This is a genomic window from Pseudomonas sp. Pseusp9, assembly GCF_059491265.1.
On record NZ_CP168500.1, the window covers coordinates 2872301 to 2898043 of the forward strand.

Annotated in this window: 20 protein-coding genes and 1 tRNA gene; 11 read left to right on the top strand and 10 right to left on the bottom strand. The window is 61.6% G+C overall.

The window, feature by feature from the left end:
* The first annotated feature begins 118 nt into the window (after positions 1-118).
* The 3 genes from ACEN8E_RS12990 to ACEN8E_RS13000 are packed head-to-tail and all read left to right on the top strand — an operon-like array spanning position 119 to position 6004.
* Entirely contained in the window at positions 119-1786 is a 1668-nt protein-coding gene (locus ACEN8E_RS12990; protein WP_495592953.1) for a VRR-NUC domain-containing protein, read from the top strand.
* Complete coding sequence (locus ACEN8E_RS12995; protein WP_495592954.1) at positions 1783-4071, top strand: ATP-dependent DNA helicase; 2289 nt, start codon at positions 1783-1785, stop codon at positions 4069-4071. Before ACEN8E_RS12990 ends, ACEN8E_RS12995 begins: the two co-directional genes overlap by 4 nt.
* Positions 4072-4084: 13 nt before the next feature.
* Positions 4085-6004 (top strand): hybrid sensor histidine kinase/response regulator, encoded by a 1920-nt coding sequence (locus ACEN8E_RS13000; protein ID WP_495592955.1) that lies wholly within the window; start codon positions 4085-4087, stop codon positions 6002-6004.
* Between the two features lie 116 nt (positions 6005-6120).
* Here the strand turns inward: ACEN8E_RS13000 and ACEN8E_RS13005 are convergent, their stop codons facing one another.
* On the bottom strand, positions 6121-7275 hold the full coding sequence (locus ACEN8E_RS13005) for a MalY/PatB family protein (protein WP_495592956.1): 1155 nt from the start codon (positions 7273-7275) through the stop codon (positions 6121-6123).
* Between the two features lie 289 nt (positions 7276-7564).
* Between ACEN8E_RS13005 and fdnG the strand changes: the two genes are divergently transcribed.
* The 7 genes from fdnG (at position 7565) to ACEN8E_RS13040 (ending at position 16644) form a co-directional block, all read left to right on the top strand.
* Positions 7565-10630, top strand: coding sequence for a formate dehydrogenase-N subunit alpha (fdnG, locus tag ACEN8E_RS13010; RefSeq protein WP_495592957.1), 3066 nt, complete (start codon positions 7565-7567; stop codon positions 10628-10630).
* The gene (gene fdxH / locus ACEN8E_RS13015) at positions 10631-11566 is read left to right on the top strand and encodes a formate dehydrogenase subunit beta (RefSeq protein WP_495592958.1); all 936 of its coding nucleotides are present in this window, start codon (positions 10631-10633) and stop codon (positions 11564-11566) included. It begins immediately after the preceding gene.
* On the top strand, positions 11563-12228 hold the full coding sequence (locus tag ACEN8E_RS13020) for a formate dehydrogenase subunit gamma (RefSeq protein WP_495592959.1): 666 nt from the start codon (positions 11563-11565) through the stop codon (positions 12226-12228). The genes fdxH and ACEN8E_RS13020 overlap by 4 nt, the downstream gene beginning before the upstream one ends.
* A 3-nt stretch (positions 12229-12231) precedes the next feature.
* Positions 12232-13158, top strand: a complete 927-nt coding sequence (gene fdhE / locus ACEN8E_RS13025; RefSeq protein WP_495592960.1) for a formate dehydrogenase accessory protein FdhE — start codon at positions 12232-12234, stop codon at positions 13156-13158.
* A gap of 51 nt (positions 13159-13209) precedes the next feature.
* Entirely contained in the window at positions 13210-14640 is a 1431-nt protein-coding gene (gene selA, locus ACEN8E_RS13030; protein ID WP_495592961.1) for an L-seryl-tRNA(Sec) selenium transferase, read from the top strand.
* On the top strand, positions 14637-16544 hold the full coding sequence (gene selB, locus ACEN8E_RS13035) for a selenocysteine-specific translation elongation factor (protein WP_495592962.1): 1908 nt from the start codon (positions 14637-14639) through the stop codon (positions 16542-16544). The genes selA and selB overlap by 4 nt, the downstream gene beginning before the upstream one ends.
* Before the next feature lie 4 nt (positions 16545-16548).
* Positions 16549-16644 (top strand) — tRNA-Sec (locus ACEN8E_RS13040).
* Positions 16645-16762: 118 nt separating this feature from the next.
* Here ACEN8E_RS13040 and ACEN8E_RS13045 read toward each other — a convergent pair.
* The 9 genes from ACEN8E_RS13045 to ACEN8E_RS13085 all read right to left on the bottom strand — a co-directional run bounded on the left by ACEN8E_RS13045 (position 16763) and on the right by ACEN8E_RS13085 (position 24486).
* Complete coding sequence (locus ACEN8E_RS13045; RefSeq protein ID WP_495592963.1) at positions 16763-17053, bottom strand: type II toxin-antitoxin system RelE/ParE family toxin; 291 nt, start codon at positions 17051-17053, stop codon at positions 16763-16765.
* On the bottom strand, positions 17046-17291 hold the full coding sequence (locus ACEN8E_RS13050; RefSeq protein ID WP_495592964.1) for a type II toxin-antitoxin system ParD family antitoxin: 246 nt from the start codon (positions 17289-17291) through the stop codon (positions 17046-17048). The genes ACEN8E_RS13045 and ACEN8E_RS13050 overlap by 8 nt, the downstream gene beginning before the upstream one ends.
* Positions 17292-17461: 170 nt before the next feature.
* On the bottom strand, positions 17462-18784 hold the full coding sequence (locus ACEN8E_RS13055; protein ID WP_495592965.1) for an OprD family porin: 1323 nt from the start codon (positions 18782-18784) through the stop codon (positions 17462-17464).
* Positions 18785-19115: 331 nt separating this feature from the next.
* Positions 19116-20177, bottom strand: a complete 1062-nt coding sequence (locus ACEN8E_RS13060; RefSeq protein ID WP_495592966.1) for an alpha/beta fold hydrolase — start codon at positions 20175-20177, stop codon at positions 19116-19118.
* A 161-nt stretch (positions 20178-20338) separates the two neighbouring features.
* Positions 20339-21697 (bottom strand): ATP-binding protein, encoded by a 1359-nt coding sequence (locus ACEN8E_RS13065; RefSeq protein WP_495592967.1) that lies wholly within the window; start codon positions 21695-21697, stop codon positions 20339-20341.
* The gene (locus ACEN8E_RS13070; RefSeq protein WP_495592968.1) at positions 21673-22338 is read right to left on the bottom strand and encodes a response regulator; all 666 of its coding nucleotides are present in this window, start codon (positions 22336-22338) and stop codon (positions 21673-21675) included. The genes ACEN8E_RS13065 and ACEN8E_RS13070 overlap by 25 nt, the downstream gene beginning before the upstream one ends.
* A gap of 83 nt (positions 22339-22421) precedes the next feature.
* Entirely contained in the window at positions 22422-22859 is a 438-nt protein-coding gene (locus ACEN8E_RS13075) for a hypothetical protein (protein ID WP_495592969.1), read from the bottom strand.
* Between the two features lie 27 nt (positions 22860-22886).
* On the bottom strand, positions 22887-23651 hold the full coding sequence (locus ACEN8E_RS13080; RefSeq protein ID WP_495592970.1) for a COG4705 family protein: 765 nt from the start codon (positions 23649-23651) through the stop codon (positions 22887-22889).
* 214 nt (positions 23652-23865) lie between these two features.
* Entirely contained in the window at positions 23866-24486 is a 621-nt protein-coding gene (locus tag ACEN8E_RS13085) for a LysE family translocator (RefSeq protein ID WP_495592971.1), read from the bottom strand.
* Positions 24487-25020: 534 nt separating this feature from the next.
* Here ACEN8E_RS13085 and ACEN8E_RS13090 point away from each other — a divergent pair.
* Complete coding sequence (locus ACEN8E_RS13090; protein ID WP_495592972.1) at positions 25021-25713, top strand: response regulator; 693 nt, start codon at positions 25021-25023, stop codon at positions 25711-25713.
* The last annotated feature ends 30 nt before the right edge of the window (positions 25714-25743 follow it).

A 25743-nucleotide genomic window follows, 5' to 3' on the forward strand; every position in this document is an offset into this window, starting at 1 on the left:
GGGGCATAAAGTTCTGCTGCCCGGGAAATATTCCGCACAGCGCCGCCATTTATCCTTTTCCGATTGCACCGGGCAGGTCGGAACTGGTATCTGTACGCATAACCAGTACTCGCTCGCCATGGCCCATTTCCCTGTGACCGCAAATCCCCTCGACGATCCGTTCTATTACTTGAACAACTTCATGCAAGTGCTTGATTGGCTTGAGCAGCGCTCCAGCGATGTGCTGAGCGTCGAAGAGCAGCGCTTCATCGATGAGTTTAAGCGCTTGCCCCGCGAGTCGCAGGCACTGCTGGTCAGGATGGTGATGCGCAAAGGCGTGCATTTCAGGGCGAGCAAGCTGCATTACGACGAAATCGGCGATATCGGCACAGCCGCGAGCCCGCTGCTCGAACTGGGTTGGGTCGACGGGCAAATGCCCATCGCCATCGACGAGCTGTTCGAGGTGCTGCTCAAAGCGGAAATCCTCCAGACCTTTGTCGCTGTCATCGATCAACCCAAAGGCAAGAAAGCCGATTGGTTGCCGACGCTCTGCGAGCGGTTTCCCCAGGTGCAAAGCTTCAATGCCTGGTGCCCGTGGCTGGATGAGTGCCTGTTCAGCCTGACCATCATGGATCTGTGCGATCGCCTGCGCCTGATGTTCTTCGGCAACCTGTACCAGGACTGGTCGGAATTCGTGTTGGCCGACCTCGGCATTTATACCTACGAAAAAGTCGAATTCTGTGCCGAGTCCCGTGGCTTGCGCAGCCGGGAAGACGTGGATGCCTGTGTCCTGCTGCATGGGTACCAGCAACAATTCGAGGCGGGGCAAGCGCTGGAAGAGGTGGTCGAGCGTATCAAGGGGCTGGTGCTGGACAATCCATGGTTGCAACGGCGCCGCGGCAAGTTGCTGTTCCAGATAGGCCAGCATTGCGAACGCATCGCGGATTTCGCCATGGCCCTGGATCTCTACCGTGAATGCGCCTATCCGGGCGCGCGTTCGCGGTTGATTCGCGTGCTGGAACGCAGTGGCGAGTTTGGGTTGGCGCTGGATCTGGCCGCACAGGCCGAACAGGCTCCGGAAAGTGCCGCCGAACACCAGCAGTTGCTCCGCGTGTTGCCACGCCTGCGGCGCAAGCTCGGCGGGCCGCCGATCAAGCGGGCAGCGCCTCGGCAAATGCAGCGTCTGGACCTGCAATTGCCCAGGACTGACCCGGCGCTATCGGTGGAACTTCATGTCCAGGCGCATTTGGCGCAAGCGTCGGCGCCGGTGCACTACGTCGAAAACAGCCTGGTCAATTCACTGTTTGGCCTGCTGTGTTGGCCAGCGATTTTCGCGCCTTTGCCGGGTGCCTTTTTTCACCCGTTCCAGCGTGGGCCGGTGGATTTGCTCAGCGAAGACTTCCATGGCCGCCGGGCGGAACTGTTTCAGGCTTGTCTGGCCGAACTCGACGACGGGCGCTATAAGCAGACCATCCGCGAACGTTATGCCGCCAAGTGGGGCGTGCAGTCGCCGTTCGTGTTCTGGAGCGTGCTCGACGAAGAACTGCTGGAGCAAGCCCTCGATTGCCTCCCGGCCGAGCACCTCAAGCACTGGTTCAACCGCCTCTTGCTGGACATCAAGGCCAACCGCGCCGGCATGCCGGACCTGATCCAGTTCTGGCCGCAGCAAAAGACCTACCGCATGATCGAAGTCAAAGGCCCGGGCGATCGCCTGCAGGACAACCAGTTGCGCTGGCTGGAGTTCTGCCACGAACACCAGATGCCGATCGCCGTGTGCTACGTGCAATGGGCGGAGCAGGGCGATTGAGCTACAGCATTGCGGTGCGGGCGTTGTGTGAGTTCACCGCCAAGGCTGGCGACCTCGATCTGCGCTTCACGCCGTCGCCCACCGCACTGGAGGGCATCGTCGGGCACCGTACGGTGGCTGCGCGGCGCAGTGAGGGCTATCAAAGCGAAGTCGCCCTTGAAGGCCAGTATCAAACCTTGACGGTCAAGGGCAGGGCGGATGGCTATGACCCTGGGCAAAACTGCCTGGAAGAGGTCAAGACCTATCGCGGTGACTTGAGCAAACAACCGGCCAACCACCGTCAATTGCATTGGGCCCAGGCGAAAATCTACGGCTGGCTGATGTGCCGCAAACTGGACTTGCCGAGGATCAATCTGGCGCTGGTGTATTTCGACATCGTCAGCGAAAAGGAAACCTGCCTGGTCGAGCCCTTCGAGGCTGCGCAGCTGCAACAGTTCTTCGAGCGACACTGCGTGCGCTTCCTCCAATGGGCGCAACAGGAAGTCGCCCATCGCGACGGGCGCAATCTTGCGGCGCAGCATCTGGCGTTTCCCCACGCCGGTTTTCGGCCGGGGCAGCGCCACCTGGCCGAGTCGGTGTTCAAGGCGGTCAGTATGGGGCGCTGCCTGATGGCCCAGGCGCCCACGGGAATCGGCAAGACCCTGGGCACCCTGTTTCCCATGCTCAAGGCGCTGGCGCCACAGCAACTGGACAAGGTGTTCTTCCTCACGGCGAAAACCCCGGGACGCAAGCTGGCCCTGGACGCCGCGCAGGTGATTCTGGCCAGCACCCATGCGCCGCCATTGCGGGTGCTGGAGATGATCGCCCGGGACAAGGCTTGCGAACACCCGGACAAAGCCTGCCACGGCGAGTCCTGCCCACTGGCCCGGGGCTTCTACGATCGCCTGCCCGCGGCACGGCAGGCGGCCAGTCAACTGAGCCTGTTGAACCAGAGCGCCTTGCGCGAGGTGGCCCTGGCCCACGATGTCTGTCCGTATTACCTTAGCCAGGAAATGGCGCGCTGGGCCGACGTGGTGATTGCCGACTACAACTATTACTTCGATTTCAGCGCGCTGCTGTTCGGCCTGGCCCAGGCGAACAACTGGAAAGTCGCGGTGCTGGTCGACGAAGCCCATAACCTGGTGGAACGCGGCCGGCAGATGTACAGCGCCAGCCTCGACCAGGCGACCTTCAACGCTGTGCGCAAAACCGCACCCGAAGTGCTGAAAAAACCGATGCAGCGAGTCAACCGCGAGTGGAATGCCCTGCATAACGCGCAAACCGGCGCCTACCAGGCTTATGACAAGGCGCCGGAAAAGCTCCTTCAGGCACTGTCATCGTGCAGCGCCAGCATCGGTGACTACCTGAACGATTACCCGCAAGGGCTGGACAGCACGCTGCAGGGCTTTTACTTCGACATGCTGCATTTTTGCCGGGTGGCCGAGCTTTTCGACGAAAATTTCCTGTTCGACATCAGCAAGCGCGACCTCGAGCGCAAGCGCAATCTCTCGCAGCTGTGCTTGCGCAATGTGGTACCCGCCGGGTTCATCCGCCCGCGCCTGACTGCCGCGCGCAGCACGGTGCTGTTTTCCGCGACCCTCAGCCCCCGGCACTATTACGCCGATTTACTGGGAACACCGGCGGACACGGTGTGCATCGACGTCGAGTCGCCGTTTCACGCCGATCAATTGCAGGTGCACATCGTCAGCCAGATCTCCACGCGGTTCGTACATCGCCAGTCCTCTCTCGAACCGATCGTGGACTTGATCGCCAGACAGTTCTGCAAACGCCCCGGCAATTACCTGGCGTTTTTCAGCAGCTTCGATTACTTGCAGCAGGTGGCGCAGTTACTCGCCGAGAAACATCCGCACATCAGTCTGTGGTCGCAGTCCCGAGGCATGGACGAAGCGCAGCGTCAGCAGTTTCTCGATCAATTCCAGGCCGACGGCCAGGGAGTCGGCTTTGCGGTGCTGGGCGGGGCCTTTGGCGAAGGCATCGATTTGCCTGGTGCCCGATTGATCGGTGCATTCATCGCCACGTTGGGACTGGCACAACTGAACCCGGTCAACGAGCAGTTGAAACGGCGCATGGCAGCGATTTTCGGTGCCGGCTACGATTACACCTACCTGTTTCCCGGTATACAGAAAGTGGTGCAGGCCGCTGGTCGGGTCATCCGTACGCAACAGGATCAAGGGGTGGTGATGCTGATCGACGACCGTTTTGGCGAGAGCAAGGTCAAGCAATTGCTGCCGCGTTGGTGGGCTTTCCAAAACTCCGGTGTGACGCATACTCCCGAGAGTCAATGAGGCGGTGGGATCAATGAGCGAAGATCGAACCAGGGGCAGTGCCATCGAAGACGGTCGCTTTCGGCTTTTGATCGATGCGGTGATTGACTACGCGATCTACATGATTGATCCCGATGGCATCATCACCAGCTGGAATGCCGGCGCCAGGCGCTTCAAGGGCTATGAGGAAGCGGAGATTCTCGGCCAGCATTTCTCACGTTTCTATACCGAGGAAGATCGCCGTGCCGGCTTGCCCCAGCGGGCACTGGACACGGCCATTCGCGAAGGGCGCTTCGAAGGCGAAGGCTGGCGGGTGCGCAAGGACGGTACGCATTTCTGGTCCCATGTGGTCATCGACCCGATCCTTGATCCGTCGGGCACGTTGCTGGGTTTCGCCAAGATCACCCGGGACCTGACCGATCGCAAAATGGCCGAGGAAACCCTCAAGCAAAGCGAGCAGCAGTTCCGCCTGCTGGTGCAGAGCGTTACGGACTATGCGATCTATATGCTTTCGCCGGACGGACGCGTGAGCAACTGGAATCCTGGCGCCCAGCGCATCAAGGGTTACTTGCCCGAAGAAGTGATTGGCCAGCATTTTTCGATGTTCTATACCCCGGAGGATCGCGAAGCCCGCGAGCCTCAACGGACGCTGGACATCGCCGTTCGTGAAGGGCGCTTTGAAAACAAGGGCTGGCGGATGCGCAAGGACGGTACGCGATTCCTCGCCCATGTCATTGTCGACCCGATCCGGGGCGACACCGGCACCTTGCTCGGTTTTGCCAAGATTACCCGCGATATCACTGAAGTCACGCAAGCGCAGCAGGCGCTGGAGCAAACTCGGGAGGCTTTGTTCCAGGCGCAGAAAATGCAGGCCATCGGCCAGCTCAGCGGCGGGATCGCTCACGATTTCAACAACCTGCTGACGGTGATTCTCGGCAATCTGGAAATCCTGCGCAAGCGGGTGACGGACGATCCCAAAGTAACCCGTTTGATCGACAATGCCACCCAGGGTGCCTTGCGCGGTGTGTCCCTGACCCAGCGCATGCTGGCGTTTGCCCGACGCCAGGAGCTCAAGTCGGAGCCGGTGCGGATACCGGCATTGGTGGAAGGCATCTCCGGGCTGTTGCGTAGCTCCCTGGGGCCTTCAGTGAAAATCGAAACACGCTTTCCCGAGGGTCTCGACCCCGTGATGGCTGACCTCAACCAGCTGGAACTGGCGGTCCTGAACCTGGCGACCAATGCCCGTGATGCCATGCCCAACGGCGGGACCATCATCTTCAGTGCCAGAACCAATGAAGTGACAGACGGCGCCAGCTCATCCCTGGCAGCGGGGCGTTACGTCTGCCTGAGTATTGCCGATACGGGCGAGGGCATGGACGAAACCACGCTGGCCTCGGCGATGGACCCGTTCTTCACCACCAAGGGCGTGGGTAAGGGCACGGGTCTTGGGTTGTCGATGGTTCACGGCTTTATCGAGCAATTGGGTGGGCGCTTCATCCTCAATAGCCGCAAGGACCAGGGCACGACCGCCGAACTCTGGTTGCCGGTCGCCACCAGTGGTTCGGCCGTCCAGCCGGTCGCCAAGGCGCTGGCCGTAACGGTACCTCGCCTGTGCGTACTGGTGGTGGACGATGACAGCCTGGTGTTGACCAGCACCAGCCTGTTGCTCGAGGACCTCGGGCACCGGGTTATCAGTGCGGCCAGCGGTGCAACGGCGCTGGAGTTGTTTGAAAGTGAACCGGATATTGACCTGGTCATCACCGACATGGCCATGCCTCAGATGAATGGCGCGCAACTGGCCAGTGCCATCAGGATCATTCGACCGAGCGTGCCGATCATCCTCGCCACCGGTTATGCCGAACGGCTGGAAGGCTTTGCCACCCATCTGCCACGGTTGTCGAAACCCTTTACCCAACTCCACCTGGTGGAAATCATTGCCCTGGCGATGAAGTGACGCGGCAGACCAGATTGCCCGGTATCTGCAGGAGCGAGCCTGCTCGCGATGGAGTGTCAGCTGAGTGAGTGTCGACTGACACACCATCGCGAGCAGGCTCGCTCCTACAAGGGGTATCAGGCCTTGAGATTGCGCAAACTGCGTTCCATCCGCGCGATGCCTTCTTCCAGCAGCGACCGTGGGCAGCCGAAATTCAGGCGCACGAACTGCTGGCAGTCATCGCCGAAGTCCAGGCCGGCGCTCAAGCCGACCCGGGCCTGTTCCAGGAAGAACTGCTGCGGGTTGTCCAGCCCCAATGCCGTGCAGTCGAGCCATGCCAGGTAGGTGCTTTGTGGCAGGTTCATGGTGATGCCCGGCAGGCGGGTGCGCACGGCCTCGGCGAGGAAATCGCGGTTGCCCTGCAGGTAGACTTTCAAAGCGGCCAGCCATGGCGCCGCTTCGCTGTAGGCGACGCGGGTGGCCTCCATGCCCAGCGGATTGACACTGTCGACCATGCCGCAACGGGCGTGGTTGACCTTCTCGCGCAGGTGGCGGTCCTGGATGATCATGAACGAGGTTTTCAGGCCGGCGATGTTGTAGGCCTTGCTCGCCGACATCAGCGTGATGGTGCGCTGGGCGATCTGCGGGCTCAGGGTAGCCATCGGAATGTGCGTGCGGCCGTCGAAGCACAAGTCGGCGTGGATCTCGTCGGAAATGATCCAGGCGTCGTGCTCAAGGCAGATGTCGGCAATGGCTTGCAGTTCTGCGCGAGGGAAGGCCTTGCCCAGCGGGTTATGCGGATTGCTCAGCAGCAGTGCGCCACCGCCTTGCAGCGACTGGCTCAAGGAATCCAGCGGCGTGCTGTAGGTGCCATCGGCTTGCGCATCGAAATTCAGCTCGACCTTGTTCAGGCCCCAGTGCCCGGGTGCGTGGCGCAGTGGCGGGTAGTTCGGAACCTGCACGACAACGTTCTGCTGCGGCTGCACCAGGGCGTTCAAGGCCATGTTGAAGCCCGACTCGACGCCCGGAAGGAAGATCAGCTCCTGGGGCTCGACGCGCCAGGCGTATTTGTTCCAGAGGTCGGCGACGATCGCCTCGCGCAGGTCATCCTGGGCCACGCTGTAACCGACCATCGGGTGTTCCAGGCGCTTTTGCAGGGCCTGGATGATCACCGGTGGCGCAGCGAAATCCATGTCGGCGACCCACATCGGCAAGACGTCGGCCGGGTAGCGGCTCCACTTGGTACTACCGGTGTCGTGGCGGTCGAACACCTGATCAAAATCGAAAGTCATGCGGGGTCTCGTAACGGCAGGGTTAATCATGCCCGCCATGATAAGCGCCAATCCTTGTAGGAGCGAGCTTGCTCGCGATGGTGTATCAGACGCCTTGGTGTCGACTGACACTCCATCGCGAGCAGGCTCGCTCCTACAGGGGGGGGAGCCGGCCGGCCGACGGTCGGCTGTCATGGTGAATTCGACAGCATTGACTACAGTTTTTAGTGTCGGCAGCCAGTCTGCCGCGACCGTGTTTGTTCGAAAAAGCCCGGCCATGTACCGGGCGCCACCTGATCAGGAGTGCACGATGGATCTCAGCCGTCGTCAGTTCTTCAAGGTCGCCGGTATCGGCCTTGCAGGCTCTAGCCTGGGCGCGTTGGGCATGGCCCCGACGCCAGCCTTTGCCGAACAGGTGCGTCATTTCAAGCTCGCCCACACCCATGAAACCCGCAACACCTGCCCGTATTGCTCGGTCGGTTGCGGCTTGATCATGTATAGCCAGGGCGATACGGCGAAGAATGTCGCGCAAAACATCATCCATATCGAAGGCGACGCCGACCACCCGGTCAACCGCGGTACCCTTTGCCCCAAAGGTGCAGGCCTGCTGGACTTCATACACAGCCCGGGCCGCCTGCAATACCCGCAGATGCGCAAGCCCGGCGGCACCGAGTGGACCCGCATCACCTGGGATGAAGCGCTCGATCGCGTCGCCGACCTGATGAAGGCCGACCGCGACGCCAACTTCATCGAGAAGAACGCCCAGGGCCAAACGGTGAACCGCTGGCTGACCACCGGTTTCCTCGCGGCATCGGCGGCCTCCAATGAAGCGGGCTACATCACCCACAAGGTGGTGCGCAGTCTCGGCATGCTGGGGTTCGATAACCAGGCGCGTGTCTGACACGGCCCGACGGTGGCAAGTCTTGCCCCGACGTACGGCCGTGGTGCCATGACCAATACCTGGACCGATATCGCCAACGCGAATCTGGTTCTGGTGATGGGCGGCAACGCAGCAGAAGCGCACCCGTGCGGCTTCAAGTGGGTGACCGAGGCCAAGGCGCACAACAAGGCGCGGCTGATCGTGGTCGATCCGCGTTTTACCCGGACCGCCTCGGTGGCCGACTATTACGCGCCGATCCGTACCGGCACCGACATCGCCTTCATGGGCGGGTTGATCAATTACCTGCTGACCGAGGACAAGATCCAGCACGAGTACGTGCGCAACTACACCGACGTGTCGTTCATAGTCAAAGCCGGCTACGGCTTCGAGGACGGGATCTTCAGCGGCTACGATGCGGCCAAACGCCTGTACACCGACAAGTCCGGCTGGGGGTATGAACTGGGCGAGGACGGCTTTGCCAAGGTCGATCCGACCCTGCAGGACCCACGCTGTGTCTATCAGTTGATGAAGCAGCATTACAGCCGCTACAGCAAAGAACTGGCGAGCCAGATTTGCGGCATGCCGGTCGATGCCATGCAGAAAATATGGGAGGAGATCGCCACTTGCTCGCAACCGGGCAAGACCATGACCATCCTCTATGCGCTGGGCTGGACCCAGCACTCGACTGGCGCGCAGATGATCCGCAGCGCGGCGATGGTGCAATTGCTGCTGGGCAACGTCGGCATGCCGGGCGGGGGCGTGAATGCCCTGCGCGGGCATTCCAACATCCAGGGGCTGACGGACCTTGGGCTGTTGTCCAACTCACTGCCGGGATACCTCACGCTACCCGGCGATGCCGAACAGGATTACAACGCCTACATCGTCAAGCGCACGCAGAAACCACTGCGTCCGGGACAACTGTCCTATTGGCAGAACTACGGCAAATTCCACGTCAGCCTGATGAAAGCCTGGTACGGCGCCAACGCCACGGCCGAAAACAACTGGGCCTATGACTACCTGCCGAAACTGGACATTCCCCAATACGACATCCTCAAGGTGTTTGATTTGATGGGTCAGGGCAAGGTCAACGGCTACCTGTGCCAGGGCTTCAACCCGATTGCCGCGTTGCCGGACAAAAACCGCGTGACCGCGGCACTGGCCAAATTGAAGTGGCTGGTGGTGATGGACCCGCTGGCCACCGAAACCTCGGAGTTCTGGCGCAATGTCGGGGTGTACAACGATGTGAAGAGTGCCGACATCCAGACCGAAGTCATTCGCCTGCCCACCACCTGCTTTGCCGAGGAGGACGGCTCGCTGGTCAACAGCAGTCGCTGGCTGCAATGGCACTGGAAGGGCGCCGACGGGCCGGGGCAAGCGCAGACCGACATCCGCATCATGAGCGAGCTGTTCGTACGCCTGCGCCAGCGTTATCAGGCACAAGGCGGCAAGTACCCCGATCCGCTGCTCAAACTGTCGTGGCCGTACAAGATCCCGGACGAACCTTCGCCCGAGGAGCTGGCGAAGGAAATCAACGGCTACGCCACCACTGACTTCACCGACGCCACGGGCGCGGCGATCAAGGGCAATTCGCAACTGGCCGGGTTTGGTCAGCTCAAGGATGATGGCAGCACCGCGTCCGGCTGCTGGATTTTCTGTGGCAGCTGGACCGAACTGGGCAACCAGATGGCCCGCCGCGACAACAGCGACCCGTACGGCATGCACCAGCATCAGGGCTGGGCCTGGGCCTGGCCGGCCAACCGGCGGATTCTCTACAACCGCGCCTCGGCGGACCTGCAAGGCAAACCGTGGGATCCGAAAAAGCGCCTGGTGTGGTGGAACGGCAAAGCCTGGGCCGGCACCGATGTGCCGGACTACAAGGCTGACGTGCCGCCGGAAGCGGGGATGAATCCGTTCATCATGAACCCCGAGGGCGTGGCGCGATTCTTCGCCGTCGACAAGATGAACGAAGGCCCGTTCCCCGAGCACTACGAGCCGTTCGAGACACCGATCGGTATCAACCCGTTGCACCCGCAAAACAAGAAAGCCACCAGCAACCCGGCGGCGCGGATCTTCGATTCGGTCTGGGATTCCCTGGGCGTGGCCAAGGATTACCCGTACGCTGCCACCAGTTACCGGCTGACCGAGCATTTCCACTTCTGGAGCAAGCATTGCAAGCTCAACGCGATTGCCCAGCCCGAGCAGTTCGTGGAAATCGGCGAAGTGCTGGCCAAGGAAAAAGGCATCGTCGCCGGCGACCGGGTGCGGGTCAGCAGCAAGCGCGGCTTCATTGAAGCGGTGGCCGTGGTGACCAAGCGGATTCGTCCGCTGCAGGTCAACAATCAGGTGGTGCACCAGATCGGCATTCCGTTGCACTGGGGGTTCACCGGGCTCACGCGGCACGGTTACCTGACCAACACCCTGGTGCCGTTCCTCGGCGATGGCAACACCCAGACCCCGGAATCCAAGTCATTCCTGGTCAACGTGGAGAAAGTCTAAATGGCCAGCCAAGACATCATCGCCCGCTCGGCCACCACCACCGCCCCGTCCTCGGTACGCCAGCTGGAGGAAGTCGCCAAGCTGATCGACACCACCAAATGCATCGGCTGCAAGGCTTGCCAGGTTGCCTGTTCGGAATGGAACGAGCTGCGCGACGAGGTCGGTCACAACCATGGCACCTACGACAACCCCCAGGACCTCACCGCAGAAACCTGGACGCTGATGCGCTTCACCGAGCACGAGACCGACGCCGGCAACCTCGAATGGCTGATCCGCAAGGATGGCTGCATGCACTGTGCCGAGCCCGGTTGCCTGGAGGCGTGCCCCAGCCCCGGCGCGATCATCAAGCACGCCAATGGCATCGTCGATTTCAACCAGGACCATTGCATCGGTTGCGGCTACTGCATCACCGGGTGTCCGTTCAACATTCCACGGATCTCGCAAAAGGATCACAAGGCCTACAAATGTACCTTGTGCTCGGACCGGGTGGCGGTGGGGCTGGAACCGGCCTGCGTGAAAACCTGCCCGACCGGCGCCATTGTGTTCGGCTCCAAGGACGACATGAAGGTGCATGCCGCCGAACGTATCGTCGATCTCAAGAGCCGGGGTTTTGAAAACGCTGGCCTGTATGACCCCGAAGGCGTCGGCGGCACCCACGTGATGTACGTGTTGCACCATGCCGATACGCCAAGGTTGTACGCCGGTTTGCCCGATCACCCGGCGATCAGCCCGCTGGTAGGGTTCTGGAAAGGCGTGAGCAAACCGTTGGCGCTGTTGGCCATGGGCGCCGCGGTGCTGGCCGGGTTCTTCCACTACGTGCGCGTCGGCCCGCAAATCGTCGAAGAGGATGAACATCCGGCGCCGCCGGACAATGCCGTGCACGAAGTCGATCCGTCGGTGCACACCTTCGATCCCCGTGGGGAGGGCAGGCCATGAGCAACAAGACGATCCTGCGCTACACCAGCAACCAGCGCACCAATCACTGGCTGGTGGCGATTCTGTTCTTCATGGCCGGGTTGTCCGGGCTGGCGCTGTTCCACCCGGCGCTGTTCTGGCTGAGCAACCTGTTCGGCGGCGGCCCCTGGACACGCATCCTCCACCCGTTCATGGGCGTGCTGATGTTCGTGCTGTTCCTCGGCCTGGTGTTGCGCTTCTGGCGCGCCAACCAGTTCATCGCCAATGACCGCCTGTGGCTCAAGCGCATCGATCGGGTGATGCTGAACAAAGAGGAGGGCGTGCCGCCCATCGGCAAATACAACCCCGGGCAGAAGCTGCTGTTCTGGACTTTACTGCTGTGCATGCTGGTGCTGCTATTGAGCGGCTTGGTGATCTGGCGTGCGTACTTCAGTGACTGGTTCGGCATCACCACGATACGCTGGGCGATGTTGCTGCATGCGTTGGCCGCTTTTGTGCTGATCCTGAGCATCATCGTGCACATCTATGCCGGCATCTGGATCAAGGGCTCGGTCAGCGCCATGTTGCACGGCCGGGTCAGCCGCGGCTGGGCGAAGAAGCACCACGAACTCTGGTATCGCCAAGTGACTCAAGATGAGACCCGCGACGAAGCTCCCGCGCGACCGATCACCAAAAAGGGCTGACCTTTGCCAACCATCCTCGAACCCGGAGAAATCGAAGCAGCGGCCAGTTCGCCGCCGTTTCTGTACATGCCACCGCATAACCTGTTCAGCCTGCGCGCCCAGCGCCTGGAAACGCTGGCCGTGGGGCATCCACTGGCCGATTACCTGCACCTGATTGCCGGGTTGTGCCGGGTGCAGCAACAGGTGCTGGACGACCCGCCACTTGGCGAGCCCCTCGACCGGCAACGCATCGAGTTGTGCCAGCAACATGGCCTGCCGCCGTTCGCGGCCGACAGCCTGGCGCGCGAAGAGGATTGGCAGCTTTACCTCGATGCTTTGCTGCAGCGTTATGGCGCACCGGCACCCTCTGCTGTGGCCGATGCCGTGCAAACCTTGCGCCTGGCCGGTGCCGGGCAACGCCGCGCCTGGGCGGTGGCATTGCTCAGCGGCCAGTATTCGCTGGTGCCGGCGGCACTGGTGCCGTTTCTCGGTGCGGCGCTGCAAACAGCGTGGAGCCATTGGCTGTTGAGTACGCCGAACCTGGCGCTGACTCCCGGCGACAGTCTCAGCCAGTGCCCGGCCTGTGGTTCGCCGGCCATGGCCGGGGTCATCCGCCATCGCGGCAAGCACAACGGCTTGCGTTACCTGGTCTGTTCGCTGTGCGCCTGCGAGTGGCATGTGGTGCGGGTCAAGTGCGTGTATTGCGAGCAGAGCAAGGGCCTGGAATACCTCAGCCTTGACGATGACCGCCATGCCGCCAACCAGGCGCCTTTGCGCGCCGAAGTCTGCCCCGGTTGCAACAGCTATCTGAAGTTGCTCTATCTGGAGAACGATGCGGACGCCGAAGCCCTGTCGGCAGACCTGTGCAGCCTGATGCTCGACATGCGCCTGGCCCAGGACGGTTATCAGCGTTTGGCACCCAATCTGTTGCTGGCGCCGGGAGACGAATAACCGCAGCGTCTACACTCTGGCGCGACGGTCATTCGTTTTCAGGAGCGCCAGATGTCTGCACACGGTGCCAGCCAACCCTTGCGTCTACCTTCCATCGACAGTTTGTTGCGGCATCCGGCGTGCCAGCCGTTGGCCGCGCGCTATGGCCGCGACGTTTTGCTGGCGGCCCTGCGGCATTTGCTGGGAGAGTTGCGCGTTGGGGTGCAGCAAGGTGTGCTCGAACCTGTAGAAGTCAGCGCTGAAGTCTTGGCGGGCCGGGTCGGCGAACGATTGGCAATCGAGCATCGCAGCCATGTGCGGCGGGTATTCAACCTCACCGGCACAGTGCTGCACACCAATCTCGGGCGGGCATTGTTGCCCGAAGAAGCGATAGAGGCGGTGCAAATGGCTGCCCGCTATCCGCTCAACCTGGAGTTTGACCTGCGCAGCGGCAAGCGCGGTGACCGCGACGACCTGATCGAAGGCTTGATCCGCGAACTGACCGGCGCCGAAGCGGTGACCGTGGTCAACAACAATGCCGCAGCGGTCCTGCTCACTCTCAACAGCCTGGGTGCGCGCAAGGAAGGAGTTATTTCCCGTGGCGAACTGATTGAAATCGGCGGCGCCTTCCGCATTCCCGACATCATGGCCCGCGCCGGGGTGAAACTGGTTGAGGTCGGCACCACCAACCGCACCCATGCCCGCGACTACGAGGCTGCCATCGGCCCACGCAGCGGATTGGTCATGCGCGTGCACGCGAGCAACTACAGTATCCAAGGCTTCACCACGAGCGTGCCGACCGCCGAACTGGCGCAACTGGCACACCGGCACGGTTTGCCGCTGCTCGAAGACCTCGGCAGCGGCAGCCTGTTGGATTTGACGCGTTGGGGGTTGCCCGCTGAACCGACGGTGCGTCAGGCGTTGCTCGATGGCGCGGACATCGTCACCTTCAGTGGCGACAAACTGCTCGGCGGGCCGCAAGCCGGGCTGATAGTCGGCCGCAAGGAGCTGATCGCCCGGATCAAGAAGAACCCGCTCAAGCGTGCGCTGCGGGTCGACAAAATGACCCTGGCGGCCCTGGAAGCGGTGTTGGGTCTGTACCGCAACCCGGACCGGCTGGCCGAGCGCTTGCCCAGCCTGCGCCTGTTGACCCGGCCACAGGCCGATATCCTCGCCCAGGCCGAGCGACTGCGGCCGGCGCTGGCCCAGGTGCTGGGTGAGGGCTGGAGCGTCAGCGCCATGCCGGCACTGGGCATGATCGGCAGCGGCAGCCAACCGGTGGCGCGGCTGGCCAGCGCGGCGCTGTGTTTGCGTGCGCTGACGTCCAAGCGCTTGCGCGGGCGTTCCCTGTTGATCCTGGAAGCAGCCTTTCGCGCCTTGCCGATTGCGGTACTCGGGCGCATTGACGATGACGCCCTGTGGCTGGACCTGCGGCAACTGGACGACGAGCCGGCATGGCTGGCCCAACTTGATCAATTGCAGGTGGAGGGCCGGGCAGGGTGATTGTCGGCACCGCAGGGCACATCGACCATGGCAAGACGGCACTGCTCCAGGCGCTCACCGGTCAGGCGGGTGACCGGCGCCGGGAGGAGCGTGAGCGCGGCATGACCATCGACCTCGGCTACCTGTATGCCGAGCTGGAACCGGGATCGGGCTTGACCGGGTTCATTGACGTTCCCGGGCATGAACGCTTCACCCACAACATGCTTGCCGGGGCACAGGGCATCGATCTGGTGTTGCTGGTGGTGGCCGCCGATGACGGAGTGATGCCGCAGACCCGCGAGCACCTGGCGATTGTCGAGTTGCTGGGCATCCCGCGGGCGCTGGTGGCGATCAACAAGTGCGACCGGGTCGACAGCGCCAGGGTGCAGATTGTGTGCGATCAGGTCCGCACCTTGCTCGCGCCCGGACCGTATGCCGATGCGCCGCTGATTGCGCTGTCGAGTGTGACCGGCGAGGGCATTGAGTCCTTGCGCAAGGCGTTGCTCGATGCCCAGCGTGAAGTGGCGCAACGCAGCACCGAAGGTGGTTTTCGCCTGGCGATCGATCGGGCGTTCAGCGTGGCCGGGGCCGGTATCGTGGTGACCGGCACGGCGCTGTCCGGCCAGGTTGCGGTGGGCGATACCTTGCTGCTGGGGCCTCAAGGCAAACCGGTGCGCATTCGTGGCCTGCACGCGCAAAACCAGGCCGCCGACCACGCCGTTGCCGGCCAGCGCGTGGCATTGAACCTGAGCGCCGAACGGCTGGCTCTGGAGCACATCCATCGTGGTCACTGGTTGCTGGCCGCCGGCTTGTACGCACCGACCCAACGCCTGGACATCGACCTGCAGCTGCTCCCCGGCGAACCCCGGGCCTTCGAGCACTTTCAACCGGTGCACGTGCACCTCGGCACCCAGGACGTCACCGGTCGAGCCGCCTTGCTCGAAGGCGTCAGTCTGGAGCCTGGTGGGCGGATGTTCGCGCAACTGCTGCTCAATACACCGGTGCAGGCGGTGAAAGGCGACCCGCTGATCCTGCGCGATCAGAGTGCCCAGCGCACCCTGGGTGGTGGCCGGGTGCTCGATCCGTTTGCACCCGCTCGGCAACGTCGCAGCGCCGAACGATTGGCGCAACTGCAGGCGCTGGCGAACAACGCGAGGCTGGAAGATGTGTTGCCGGCATTGCTGGCCCACAGCGACAGCGGGCTCGAACCGCAGCGCCTGGAGCGGCAGTTCAACCGACCGCGCAGCAGTTGGGTGTTGCCCGCCGATGTGCGCTTGATCGACACCCGCCAAGGCGCGTTGCTGTTCAGTGCCAGCCGCTGGGAAGCCCTGAAAGTTGCAGTGCTCGGGCACCTCGAGCGTTTCCATCATCTTGAAGCGGATCAGATGGGGCCGGACCGCGACCGCCTGCGCCGATTCACCGGTAGCGAGATGGAGCGTTCGACGTTTATCAGCCTGCTCGACGAATTGCTGGCCAGCGGCGACATCGCCAGCAGCGGCCCGTGGTTGCATCTGCCCGGGCATCAGGTGCGTTTGAGCGAAGAGGACGAGGCCCTGTGGCTGCAATTGCAGCCGCTGTTCGAACGGGCGGGCTTCGCCCCACCGTGGGTGCGCGACCTGGGGCATGACGAAGCGGCCGTGCGCGGGCTGCTACGCAAAATGGCGCGTCTGGGCCTGATGCACCAAGTGGTGCGGGACCTGTTCTACCCCGACAGCATGATTCGCCGATTGGCGGCTATGCTGTTGCAACTGGCGGACGCCAACCCGGTGATTCAGGTGGCGGCGTTTCGTGATGCGGTGGGTCTGGGGCGCAAGCGCAGTATCCAGATACTGGAGTACTTCGACCGTATCGGCCTGACCCGGCGCTTTGGCGATCGTCGGCAGGTTCGCCCGGACAGCGCGTTGGCCCAGCGCACAGAGCTTTGATCAAGGAAGGCAATCGCGCCCGGTGGCGCGGCCGGGCTTCAAACCCGGTTGGGGACGGCATCCGTTCCCGGGCAGGTTCGACTCCGGCTGCCTTCCGCCAATCAACCCCAAACTTGCTGACTCAACCGAGTCCCCTTTGGGAGCGAGCCAGCTCGCGATGGCGGTTGGTCGAAGCAACGCATTCGTCCAGTTTTTACACGGGGTTGCGAAATGGATCGTCAGAGATTGCGCTGCGCTTCCATCCGATCATGAAGGACCCTGATGATCGCAATTCCGTACGCAGTGATTCGAAAATAGATCATGTGCCGCTCTACGCTGCAGCGCCGATAACCAGGACGGATAGTGTCGCAGGCCGGCGCCTTTTTCGGGCGCTCGGCCAATTGCGAAAATGCTGAGGTAAGGATGTCAATGTAGCGATTGGCCTGATCCAGGCCCCACTGGCGAGCGGTGTAACTCCAGATGGCCTCAAGGTCACCCTCTGCGGCAGGCGTTAGACGATATTCAGCCATGCGCGGCTAACATTCTCTGTTTGAATGCAGCTGGATCGAATGGGCGAGGTTTTCCGCTGGATTCGCCTTCGAGAAGGGCGGCACGGATCGTTTCGAGTTCAGCGCTGCGCTCCTGTTCACGACGGATCAGATCGCGAATATATTCGCTGTCGTTGGTGTAATGGCCCGCTTCTATCTGCGCCTTGATCCAGTTGTCTTGCTGGTCAGTCACGGTGATGGTTTTTCTTACGGTTCCCATGATTGGGCCTCTACGGAGATGGGTGACTGTGTGCAAATTATCATACTATTGGTGCGGTATCGAGCGGTCGGAATTCTATTGCGACTCATCCAATCCGACCAGAATTTGCAACTTTGCGACAAGCCCGCTCCAACAGTTGAATGCATTCCAAACATTTCCGAGTGCATTCCTCAGAACCCCAGCGGGTACTGAATCACTACATATATCCGGTCGATGTCATCGCCGGCCTGGGCCGCGTTCGCCCGGTGCGACACATGGGACAGTTGCAGCGACAAACCCTTGGCCGACCCGGACTGCACGACGTAGTGCAGGTCGATGTCGCGCTCCCAGTGCTTGCCCCCGGCACCTTGTTGCGGCACGAAGGAGCCGGTCGCCGGGTCGAACGGGTTGTAGGCCCCGCCTTGTGGCGCATGCGTGCCGTCGATCTGGTCGCCGGTGACGTAGCGGGTCATGAACTTCAGGCCGGGTATCCCGAAGGTGGCCAGGTCCAGGTCGTAACGAACCTGCCAGGAGCGTTCGTGGGCGCCATTGAAGTCGGCGAACTTGATCGAGTTGGCCAGGTAGATGGAGTCGCCACCGACAAAATCGAACGGCGTATCACCGTCGACTTTCTGATACGCCAGGGTGAAACCATGGGCACCCAGCGTGTATTGGCCCAACAGGCTGTACGCGGTGTTGTCGATGGCGCCGGCCAGCGCCTGGCCGGTGTCCCGGGTGTGGTAGAGGTTGGCGTCGAGGAACACATCGGACTGTTTGAAGTGCAGGTTGCCGTAGTACTGGTGCCAGGTGTCGGTCAGCTCCGAGGCGTACAGCGCGCCGCCGACCGGGCTTCGGGTAAACAGGTCGGCGCCGACGAACGAAATGCCGCCGGCCTGGGTGCTGGCGCCATACCCGAAAAAGTCGCCCTTGCCTGAAGCACTGTCCTGATTCTTGAACGCCGTGAAGTGGCCGGCTTGCAGGTTCATGCCGTCGATTTCGCGGCTGTTGAGCAGAAAGCCGGTGGCGTACTCCGGTTGCAGGCGTTTGTCCGCAGTGTCGAATACCGGGGACTCGACCATCATTTCGCCAAACGCCAGGGTGGTTTTCGAGGCCTTGAGCTTGATCGCGCCGCCACCGCTGGAGTAATCGCTTTCACTGCGACCATCACTGCCCACGGGCAGCAAACCGGTTCCGGAATGGCCCTTGCCGCCATCGAGCTTCAATCCGAGAAAGGCATGGGCATCGAGGCCGAAGCCGAGCGTGCCCGGTGTGAAGCCGGATTCAAAAGTGCCGATAAAACCTTGAGCCCACTCGGCTTTGTAATTCTTGCCGGTCGGCGAGGGGGATCGATAGTCGCTGTTCAGGTAAAAGTTTCGACTGAGCACGCCAAGCGTCGCGCCGTCCAGAAAGCCCGGCGCCGATTCATCCGCCACGGCGGTCCCGGCCGTGCCGGCGAGCAGCACCGATAACCAGAACGGCAATCCGGCCCTGAGGTCTTGCGAGTCACACGTCATCTATTGTTCACCACAGGCTCAGCGACGGTGGGTGATGACTCACTGTAGGAGCGAGCTCGCTCGCGATGGTCTCAAGTACGCCGCGTTCAGGCAGTAAACACGCGTTATCGTTATCGACCATCGCGAGCAGGCTCGCTCCTACAGGAGTCCGCCTGCAGTCGCTTGTTGTTTCATGTTTTTGGCGACGCCATGGTTACGTAGATCGGGCCGGGAATATTGAATCGGTGTGCTGTGTTTGACTCAAAGCGCGCATGCGCACGGCCCGTTTACGTAAACGAGCCGTGCCGTGGAGGTCGTTGTTCGCGGGAAAGCGCGTAAACCGAATCAACCCTCAAAGATGGTCGGCATCGATCACCGCCTTGGCGAACGCCTGCGGAGCTTCCTGCGGCAGGTTGTGGCCAATGCCGCCGTTGATCAGCCGGAACTCGTATTTGCCGGTGAAACGCTTGGCATAGTCTTCGGGCGCAGGGTGCGGTGCGCCGTTGGCATCGCCTTCCAGGGTGATGGTCGGCACGCTGATGGACGGCGCCGTGGCCAGTTTCTGCTCCAGTGCGTCGTATCGGCTTTCGCCCTCGACCAGGCCCAGGCGCCAGCGGTAGTTGAACACGGTGATGTCGACATGGTCCGGGTTGTCCAATGCCTTGGCGCTGCGGTCAAAGGTGGCGTCATCGAACGCCCATTTCGGCGAAGCCAGTTGCCAGATCAGCTTGGCGAAGTCGTGGGTGTTTCTCTCGTAACCGGCCTGGCCGCGGTCAGTGGCGAAGTAGAACTGATACCACCACTGCAATTCCGCCTTGGGTGGCAGCGGGTTCTTGCCGGCTGCCTGGTTGCCGATCAGATAACCGCTGACCGAGACCAGTGCCTTGACCCGCTCCGGCCACAGCGCCGAAACAATGTCGGCCGAACGCGCACCCCAGTCATAGCCACCGAGCACCGCTTGTTTGATCTTCAGCGCGTCCATGAAGTCGATGACATCACTGGCCAGCGCAGCCGGCTGGCCGTTGCGCAGGGTTTTTTCGGACAGGAAATGTGTGTCGCCATAGCCTCGCGCATAGGGCATCAGCACCCGATAACCCTTGGCCGCCAGCAACGGCGCGACCTCGTCATAGCTGTGAATGTCGTATGGCCAGCCGTGCAGCAGGATCACCACCGGACCGTTGGCCGGGCCGGTTTCGGCGTACGCCACGTCCAGCAGTCCGGCATTGATATGCTTGAGCGGGCCGAAGGGCAAGGGCGCCGCCTGTGTGGCTGGGGTCGCCGCTGACTGCTCGGTGGTGGCCGATTGTGCATGGGCCGCGCCAAGCGCGCCGAACAGTGCAAGCGCGAGGATCGAAGGGCCGACCAGGTGGCGGCGAGTGTGGCCAGGGTTGTTGTTGCGCAGTGCCTTCTTCATGGGATGCCTCCATACGAGCCATGGGTCGGGGTCCCGTCTGAACCCCTTGAAACCTTGCTTGCATTGAAACGCGACAACGTATCCGGCCTGTGTCGAATCGCAGGCCGGATGAAAGTCTGTGTATCGGGCATACGCGCTGACACACTGTGATACACACGAGCTTAGCGTGAGCCTCTTGGTAACCCGACCGAAACACGTAACCCGCTTTTGGCCGTCTCATTGGAAAATCCCAGATGCAGACGAGCCCCGGTACGCTCGGCGATGGCCCTGACGATGGACAAGCCCAGCCCGGAGCCCGGTTCTTCGGTGCCTACACTGCGATAGAACGGGTCGAACACGCGCATTTGTTCATCGGTGGTGATACCCGGGCCGGAATCCTTGACCTGAAGGATCACGGTTTCCTGCGCCAGCTCCACCGACAGGTCGACGCGGCCGCCGCAAGGGGTGTAGCGGATCGCATTGTCCACCAGATTCTTGACCAGGATCAGCAGGTCCATTTCGTTGATGACGAGCTGCACGTCTTCGGTGCTTTCAACGCCGATGTCGATGTTCTTGCGCTCCGCCAGGGGCAACAGGTCCTCCAGCACCCGTCGATAGACCTCATGCACCGAAACCATGGTCTGCGGCCGCTCGGCGTTCGATTGCGCGGCGGCCAGGGCCAGCAACTGATCGATCAGCTTTCTGCTGCGCTCAATGCCGAGCGACAGTGGCAGCAGGCGCTCGGCGGCTTGTGTCGGCATGGGTGTGGCCTGCAGCCGCTCGGCTTGCAGGGACAGGGCGGTCATGGGCGAGCGCAGTTCGTGGGCGGCGTCGGCGATGAAGCGGCGCTGGGTTTCCATGGACTGCGCAACCCGCGCCAGCAAGCGATTGATGGCCACGACAAAAGGGCGGATCTCGGTTGGCAAATGGTGTTCATCGACCGGGTGCAGGGCCTGTTTGTCCCGTCGATCAATTTCGTCGGACAGGGCTGCGATGGGGCGAAACAGCTTGCGCACCAGATCACCCACCACCAGCAACAGCACCGGAAACAGAATGAGAAAGGGCAACAGGCTGCGCAAGGCGCTCTCGCGCGCCTCCTTGTCGCGAACCCCCGTCTCCTGGGCGACGACGATGCGCTCGCCACGGGCGGTGGTCCTGACCAGTGCGCGAAAGTCTTCGCCCGCGATGCTCAAGGTCGACAGTCCCTCGGCCAGCGTCGTGGGGAAGGGCAGCGGCAGGACGTTGTCGTCAGTGCTGCCGACGGCTTTGCTGCTGTCTGCCAGGTATTGCACGATGACCCTGGACTCTTCATCGTCGCCGGCGGTTTTTCCGGCAGCGGGGTAGTGCAGGGTCATCTGCTGCCGATCGAACAGGACAGCCACCTGACGCAAGGTTTCGTCCTGCATTTCGTGGGCCTCGTCGAGGGCCGAGACGAACGCAAACACCCCGGCCAGCGCGGCCACGAGCAGGATGGCCAGCGACAATGCGACCGACAGCCGTACCTGGACCGAGTCGCTCAGGCGCTTTTTGAAACCATCCATCCCATACCCCTGACGTTCTTGATGACCTGGTTGCCCAACTTGCGTCGCAACGAATGAATCAGAAACTCCACGGCGTTGCTTTCCACTTCGTTGCCCCAGCCGTAAAGGCGGTCTTCGAGTTCGCTGCGCGAGAGGATCGCCCCCGGGCGGATCAGCAGGGCCTGCAGCAGGGCGAATTCGCGGCTGGACAGTTGCACGCCGGGGTTTTCGGCAGTGCTTGCCTGTTTTGACACCAGGTCCAGTGCCACCACACCGTTGTCCAGCAATGACTGGGCGCTACCGCCTTTGCGGCGCAGCACAGCACGCATGCGGGCCAGCAACTCCGCCATGTCGAAGGGTTTGAGCAAGTAGTCGTCGGCGCCTCCGTCGAGGCCGCGCAGGCGATCGTCGAGGCTGTCCCGTGCGGTGATGATCAGCAGAGGCACCGGGTTGTTGCGGCCGCGAATGCTGTCGAGCACATCGAGCCCGTCCTTGCCTGGCAATCCGAGGTCGAGCAGTACCAGGTCGTAGGGCTGGGTCTCCAGCGCTGAAAGTGCGGTCAGGCCGTTTTTCACCCAGTCGGTCGCGTAGCTCGCATCACTCAGTGCGCCCTGGATGGCATCCCCGATCATCGGGTCATCTTCGACCAGCAATATGCGCATGTTCCGCTCCGAAAAAAAAAGGCGCGGCGGTCTTCACCGTCGCGCCTGTATTGAAGCACCTGTACTGGCGTTTGTCCGCCCGGTTATTGCGCGCCTTTCATCGAGTCGAAGGCCTTCATCAGCTCGTCCATGCGGGCCTTGCAGTCACTCTGTTGCGGGCTGCTGGCGCGCAAGGCGTCGAGTGCGCGGTCAATGGCCTTGTCCAGGACATGCCAGTCGCTGGCGGCGCGAGGCTTGATGCCGGCTTCGGCAGAATCCCAGGCGCTCTCCAGGTCCTTGATGCGGGCTTTCGCCCCCGGCAGGTCATTTTTGTCGACGAGCGCGGCAACGTCGGCGGCGATGCTGCGGAACTCGGACAGGTCCCCCAGTTTTGAACCGGCCTGGGTTTGTGCACTCATCGCACCGGATGTGGCACCCGCAGCAGGCTTGTCGGCAGGTTTCGAGCAACCGGCGGCGATGCTCAGCAAAAAGATCGACGAGACAATGGCGACGTGGCGAATGATGTTTTGAAAAGGGCGCATGACGTTTCCTTGATGGACTGTTTAGCGTTACTGAGTGACGGTTTTACGGTTGCCGACGCTGATCTGCGCGACCGCAACCAGCAGTACGATCACGCACAGGAAAATCGCGCTGGTCCAGGTGGCGCCCATGCCGAGGCCGCCGTAGGTCTTGGACTGGGTCAGCAAGTCGCCCAGAGAGGCACCGAACGGCCGGGTCAGGATGTAGGCGACCCAGAAGGCCAGTACCACATTGGCACCCAGGCGCCAGGCCACCAGGGTTGCGGCGATCAGCGCGCCGAAAATCACCGCGCCGAGGGTGAAGCCCAGGCCCAGTGCCTCGGTCGCGAGGTCACCGGCGGCGGTACCGAGGGCAAAGGTGCAGAGCACGGTCGTCCAGTAGAACCATTCCCGTCGTGGTGTGACGATTTCGCGGATCGACAGGTTGTGTTCCACCCGGTACCAGACGAGAAAGTTGATTGCCAGCAAGACAGAAAACACCGCCGTGCTGGTGTACAGGCTGACGTCGAGAACGTCGGTCAGGATGTCGGTGAGCTGCGTCCCGACGATGCTCACCAGTACCACGGTCAGCCAGTAGATCCAGGGCGAGCAGGCGGTTTTGCGCATCTGAATGAACAGGGCGATGGCCAGCAATGTCGCCATGCCGACGCTGGTCCAGCCCAGGCCGAGGCCGGCATCGACAGCGAGAAAGTCCGCGCCGGTTTCACCCACCGTCGTGGACAGGATCTTGATCACCCAGAATGACAGGGTCACTTCGGGTACTTTGTTGAGCCATCCGGCTGTATCGGGTTTCATGGGCGGGTTGCCTCTCCTGTGCAGCGCCGAACTTGCGCAAGGGAGACAATACGCAGCGAAACTTAGCTGAGACTGAGGGGAGTGATGCGCTACATCGAAGGTGAATCGGAGCCGTGGTCCGGACCGGAAACCGCGGTCTCGGCGCAGAAATGTACGGAGTCAGTGCAGCTGACGGACAAGTGCCGCTTGCGGGTGCTCGCCGCTGAGACCGTCCTCAACGCTTGCCAAGGGCCAACCGGGCGGCGAACAGCACAAAGATCAAGCCTGTTGTGCGATCCATCCAGGTGATTACCTTCTCGCGCCGCAGAACGCCGGCGAGTTGTTGAGTTGCGCCAATCAACGTCGACGACCACATCAAACCGAGCACTACGTGAATGCTGACCAAACCGAATGTCCAGGCAATCGGGTTGTGCCCTTGGGGAATGAACTGCGGGAGAAAGGAGACGTAGAAAATCCCGATCTTGGGATTGAGGACGTTGCCCATCATGCCCTTGAGAAACCAGTTTGCATTCGGTTTTGCGTCCGCCTCGACGGGCGACAATGAGCTGCGTGGACGCCGCAACATGTTCCATCCGAGCCACGCCAGGTAAGCGGCGCCGCAGTACTTCAACAGGCTGTAAGCCAGCTCCGATACCGCAATCAGAGCACCCAGGCCAAAGGCGACAGCCGCGCCCCACAACAGGCAGCCGGCATTGATACCCAGTGCAGCGCGAAACGCCTGCTGTTTGCCTTCCACCGTTGCGGTTCGCAAGACCAGCGCGGTATCGAGGCCCGGTGTCAGCGTCAGCAGGGTGGCGGCCAAGGTAAAGGCAAGGAGGTTGTCTGCAATGGACATTGGCGTACGACTTGGAATTGATGAAGCGCGAACGTTAGCACATGGGTGATGGGCTTGAGATTTCGTAGAGTGCTCTGATGGAGGTGGCAAGTAGCGTGTACGCCGCGCTTGCCTCCCAGGGCCAAGAGCATGCTGACGCGGCCAGACCTGTCCTGTTGGGTCAACCGGGTGGCGGGGTCGACTCGTGACAATGCCCCCCCCAGAAGCGCTCGGCGAATCAGGGCCGATTCAACCGCCAAAAATGGGGCATTTCACCCACCCAACCGGGTGTTTACCACCTGATTTGAGGAATATTCCCCGCCTCAACCGTTCTCTCGCTCGAAACATCCGGAATCATCTTGTTAATTGGTTTGAGCTTTTTCTTCGCCCCATTGAAATGGCTCATTAGTTGCAGCCCCCAGGTACCCGCAACAACTGTCGTCCCCGACATCATGGAGACGACGGGGATTGCCAGGTTCGGCATGACGCGAGGGGAGAAAAATGAAACACGCGACACCGCCAAGCAGCTCCATCGCCTCTAATGAGGAGCTTCCTATGAGTTCAATGATCAGGATCGGCATCGTTGATGATCACCCGCTGTTGAGGGATGGGGTCACAATGGCGCTGAAAAAAATAGCTGACTTTCAGGTAGTCGAGCAGGGTGGGTCTGCCGATGAAGCCCTGGAAATTGCCGCTCGTTTTGCTCCGAATGTATTGCTGATGGATGTAAACATGCCGGGCGACAGCTTTGCTGCCGTGCGAGCGATCTCAGCTTCTTCGCCGGCAGTCAAGGTTTTGATGCTGACGGTATCCGAATCCATCGAAGACGCCTATTCCGCCCTCGAAGCGGGCGCGCAGGGATATGCATTGAAAGGTATAAGCGGTCGTGAGCTTGTACAGATCATCAGAAATGTCGCCAGTGGTGAAACCTTCATTACTCCCAGGCTTGCCAGCAAGATGTTAAGCAATTTCAGAAAGCACGCGGGTGACAAGCAAAAGGTCGAGCTGACCCATCGTGAAGAACAGGTTATCCGGGAGGTATCGAAGGGTCTGACCAACCGTGAGGTTGCTATCAAGCTCGAACTCTGCGAGAAGACCATCAAGCACTACATGACGAATGTGATGTACAAGCTGCACGTTCGTAACCGGACGCAGGCAGTCGCAGCAGTGAGACGGCATTGGGAGAGTGACCATGTACCTGGCTTATGCAGTGTTCTTCAACGCCGCGACTTGAATGACAACGGTTAGCCAAATAACGAGCCATTGGCGCTTGCGGTG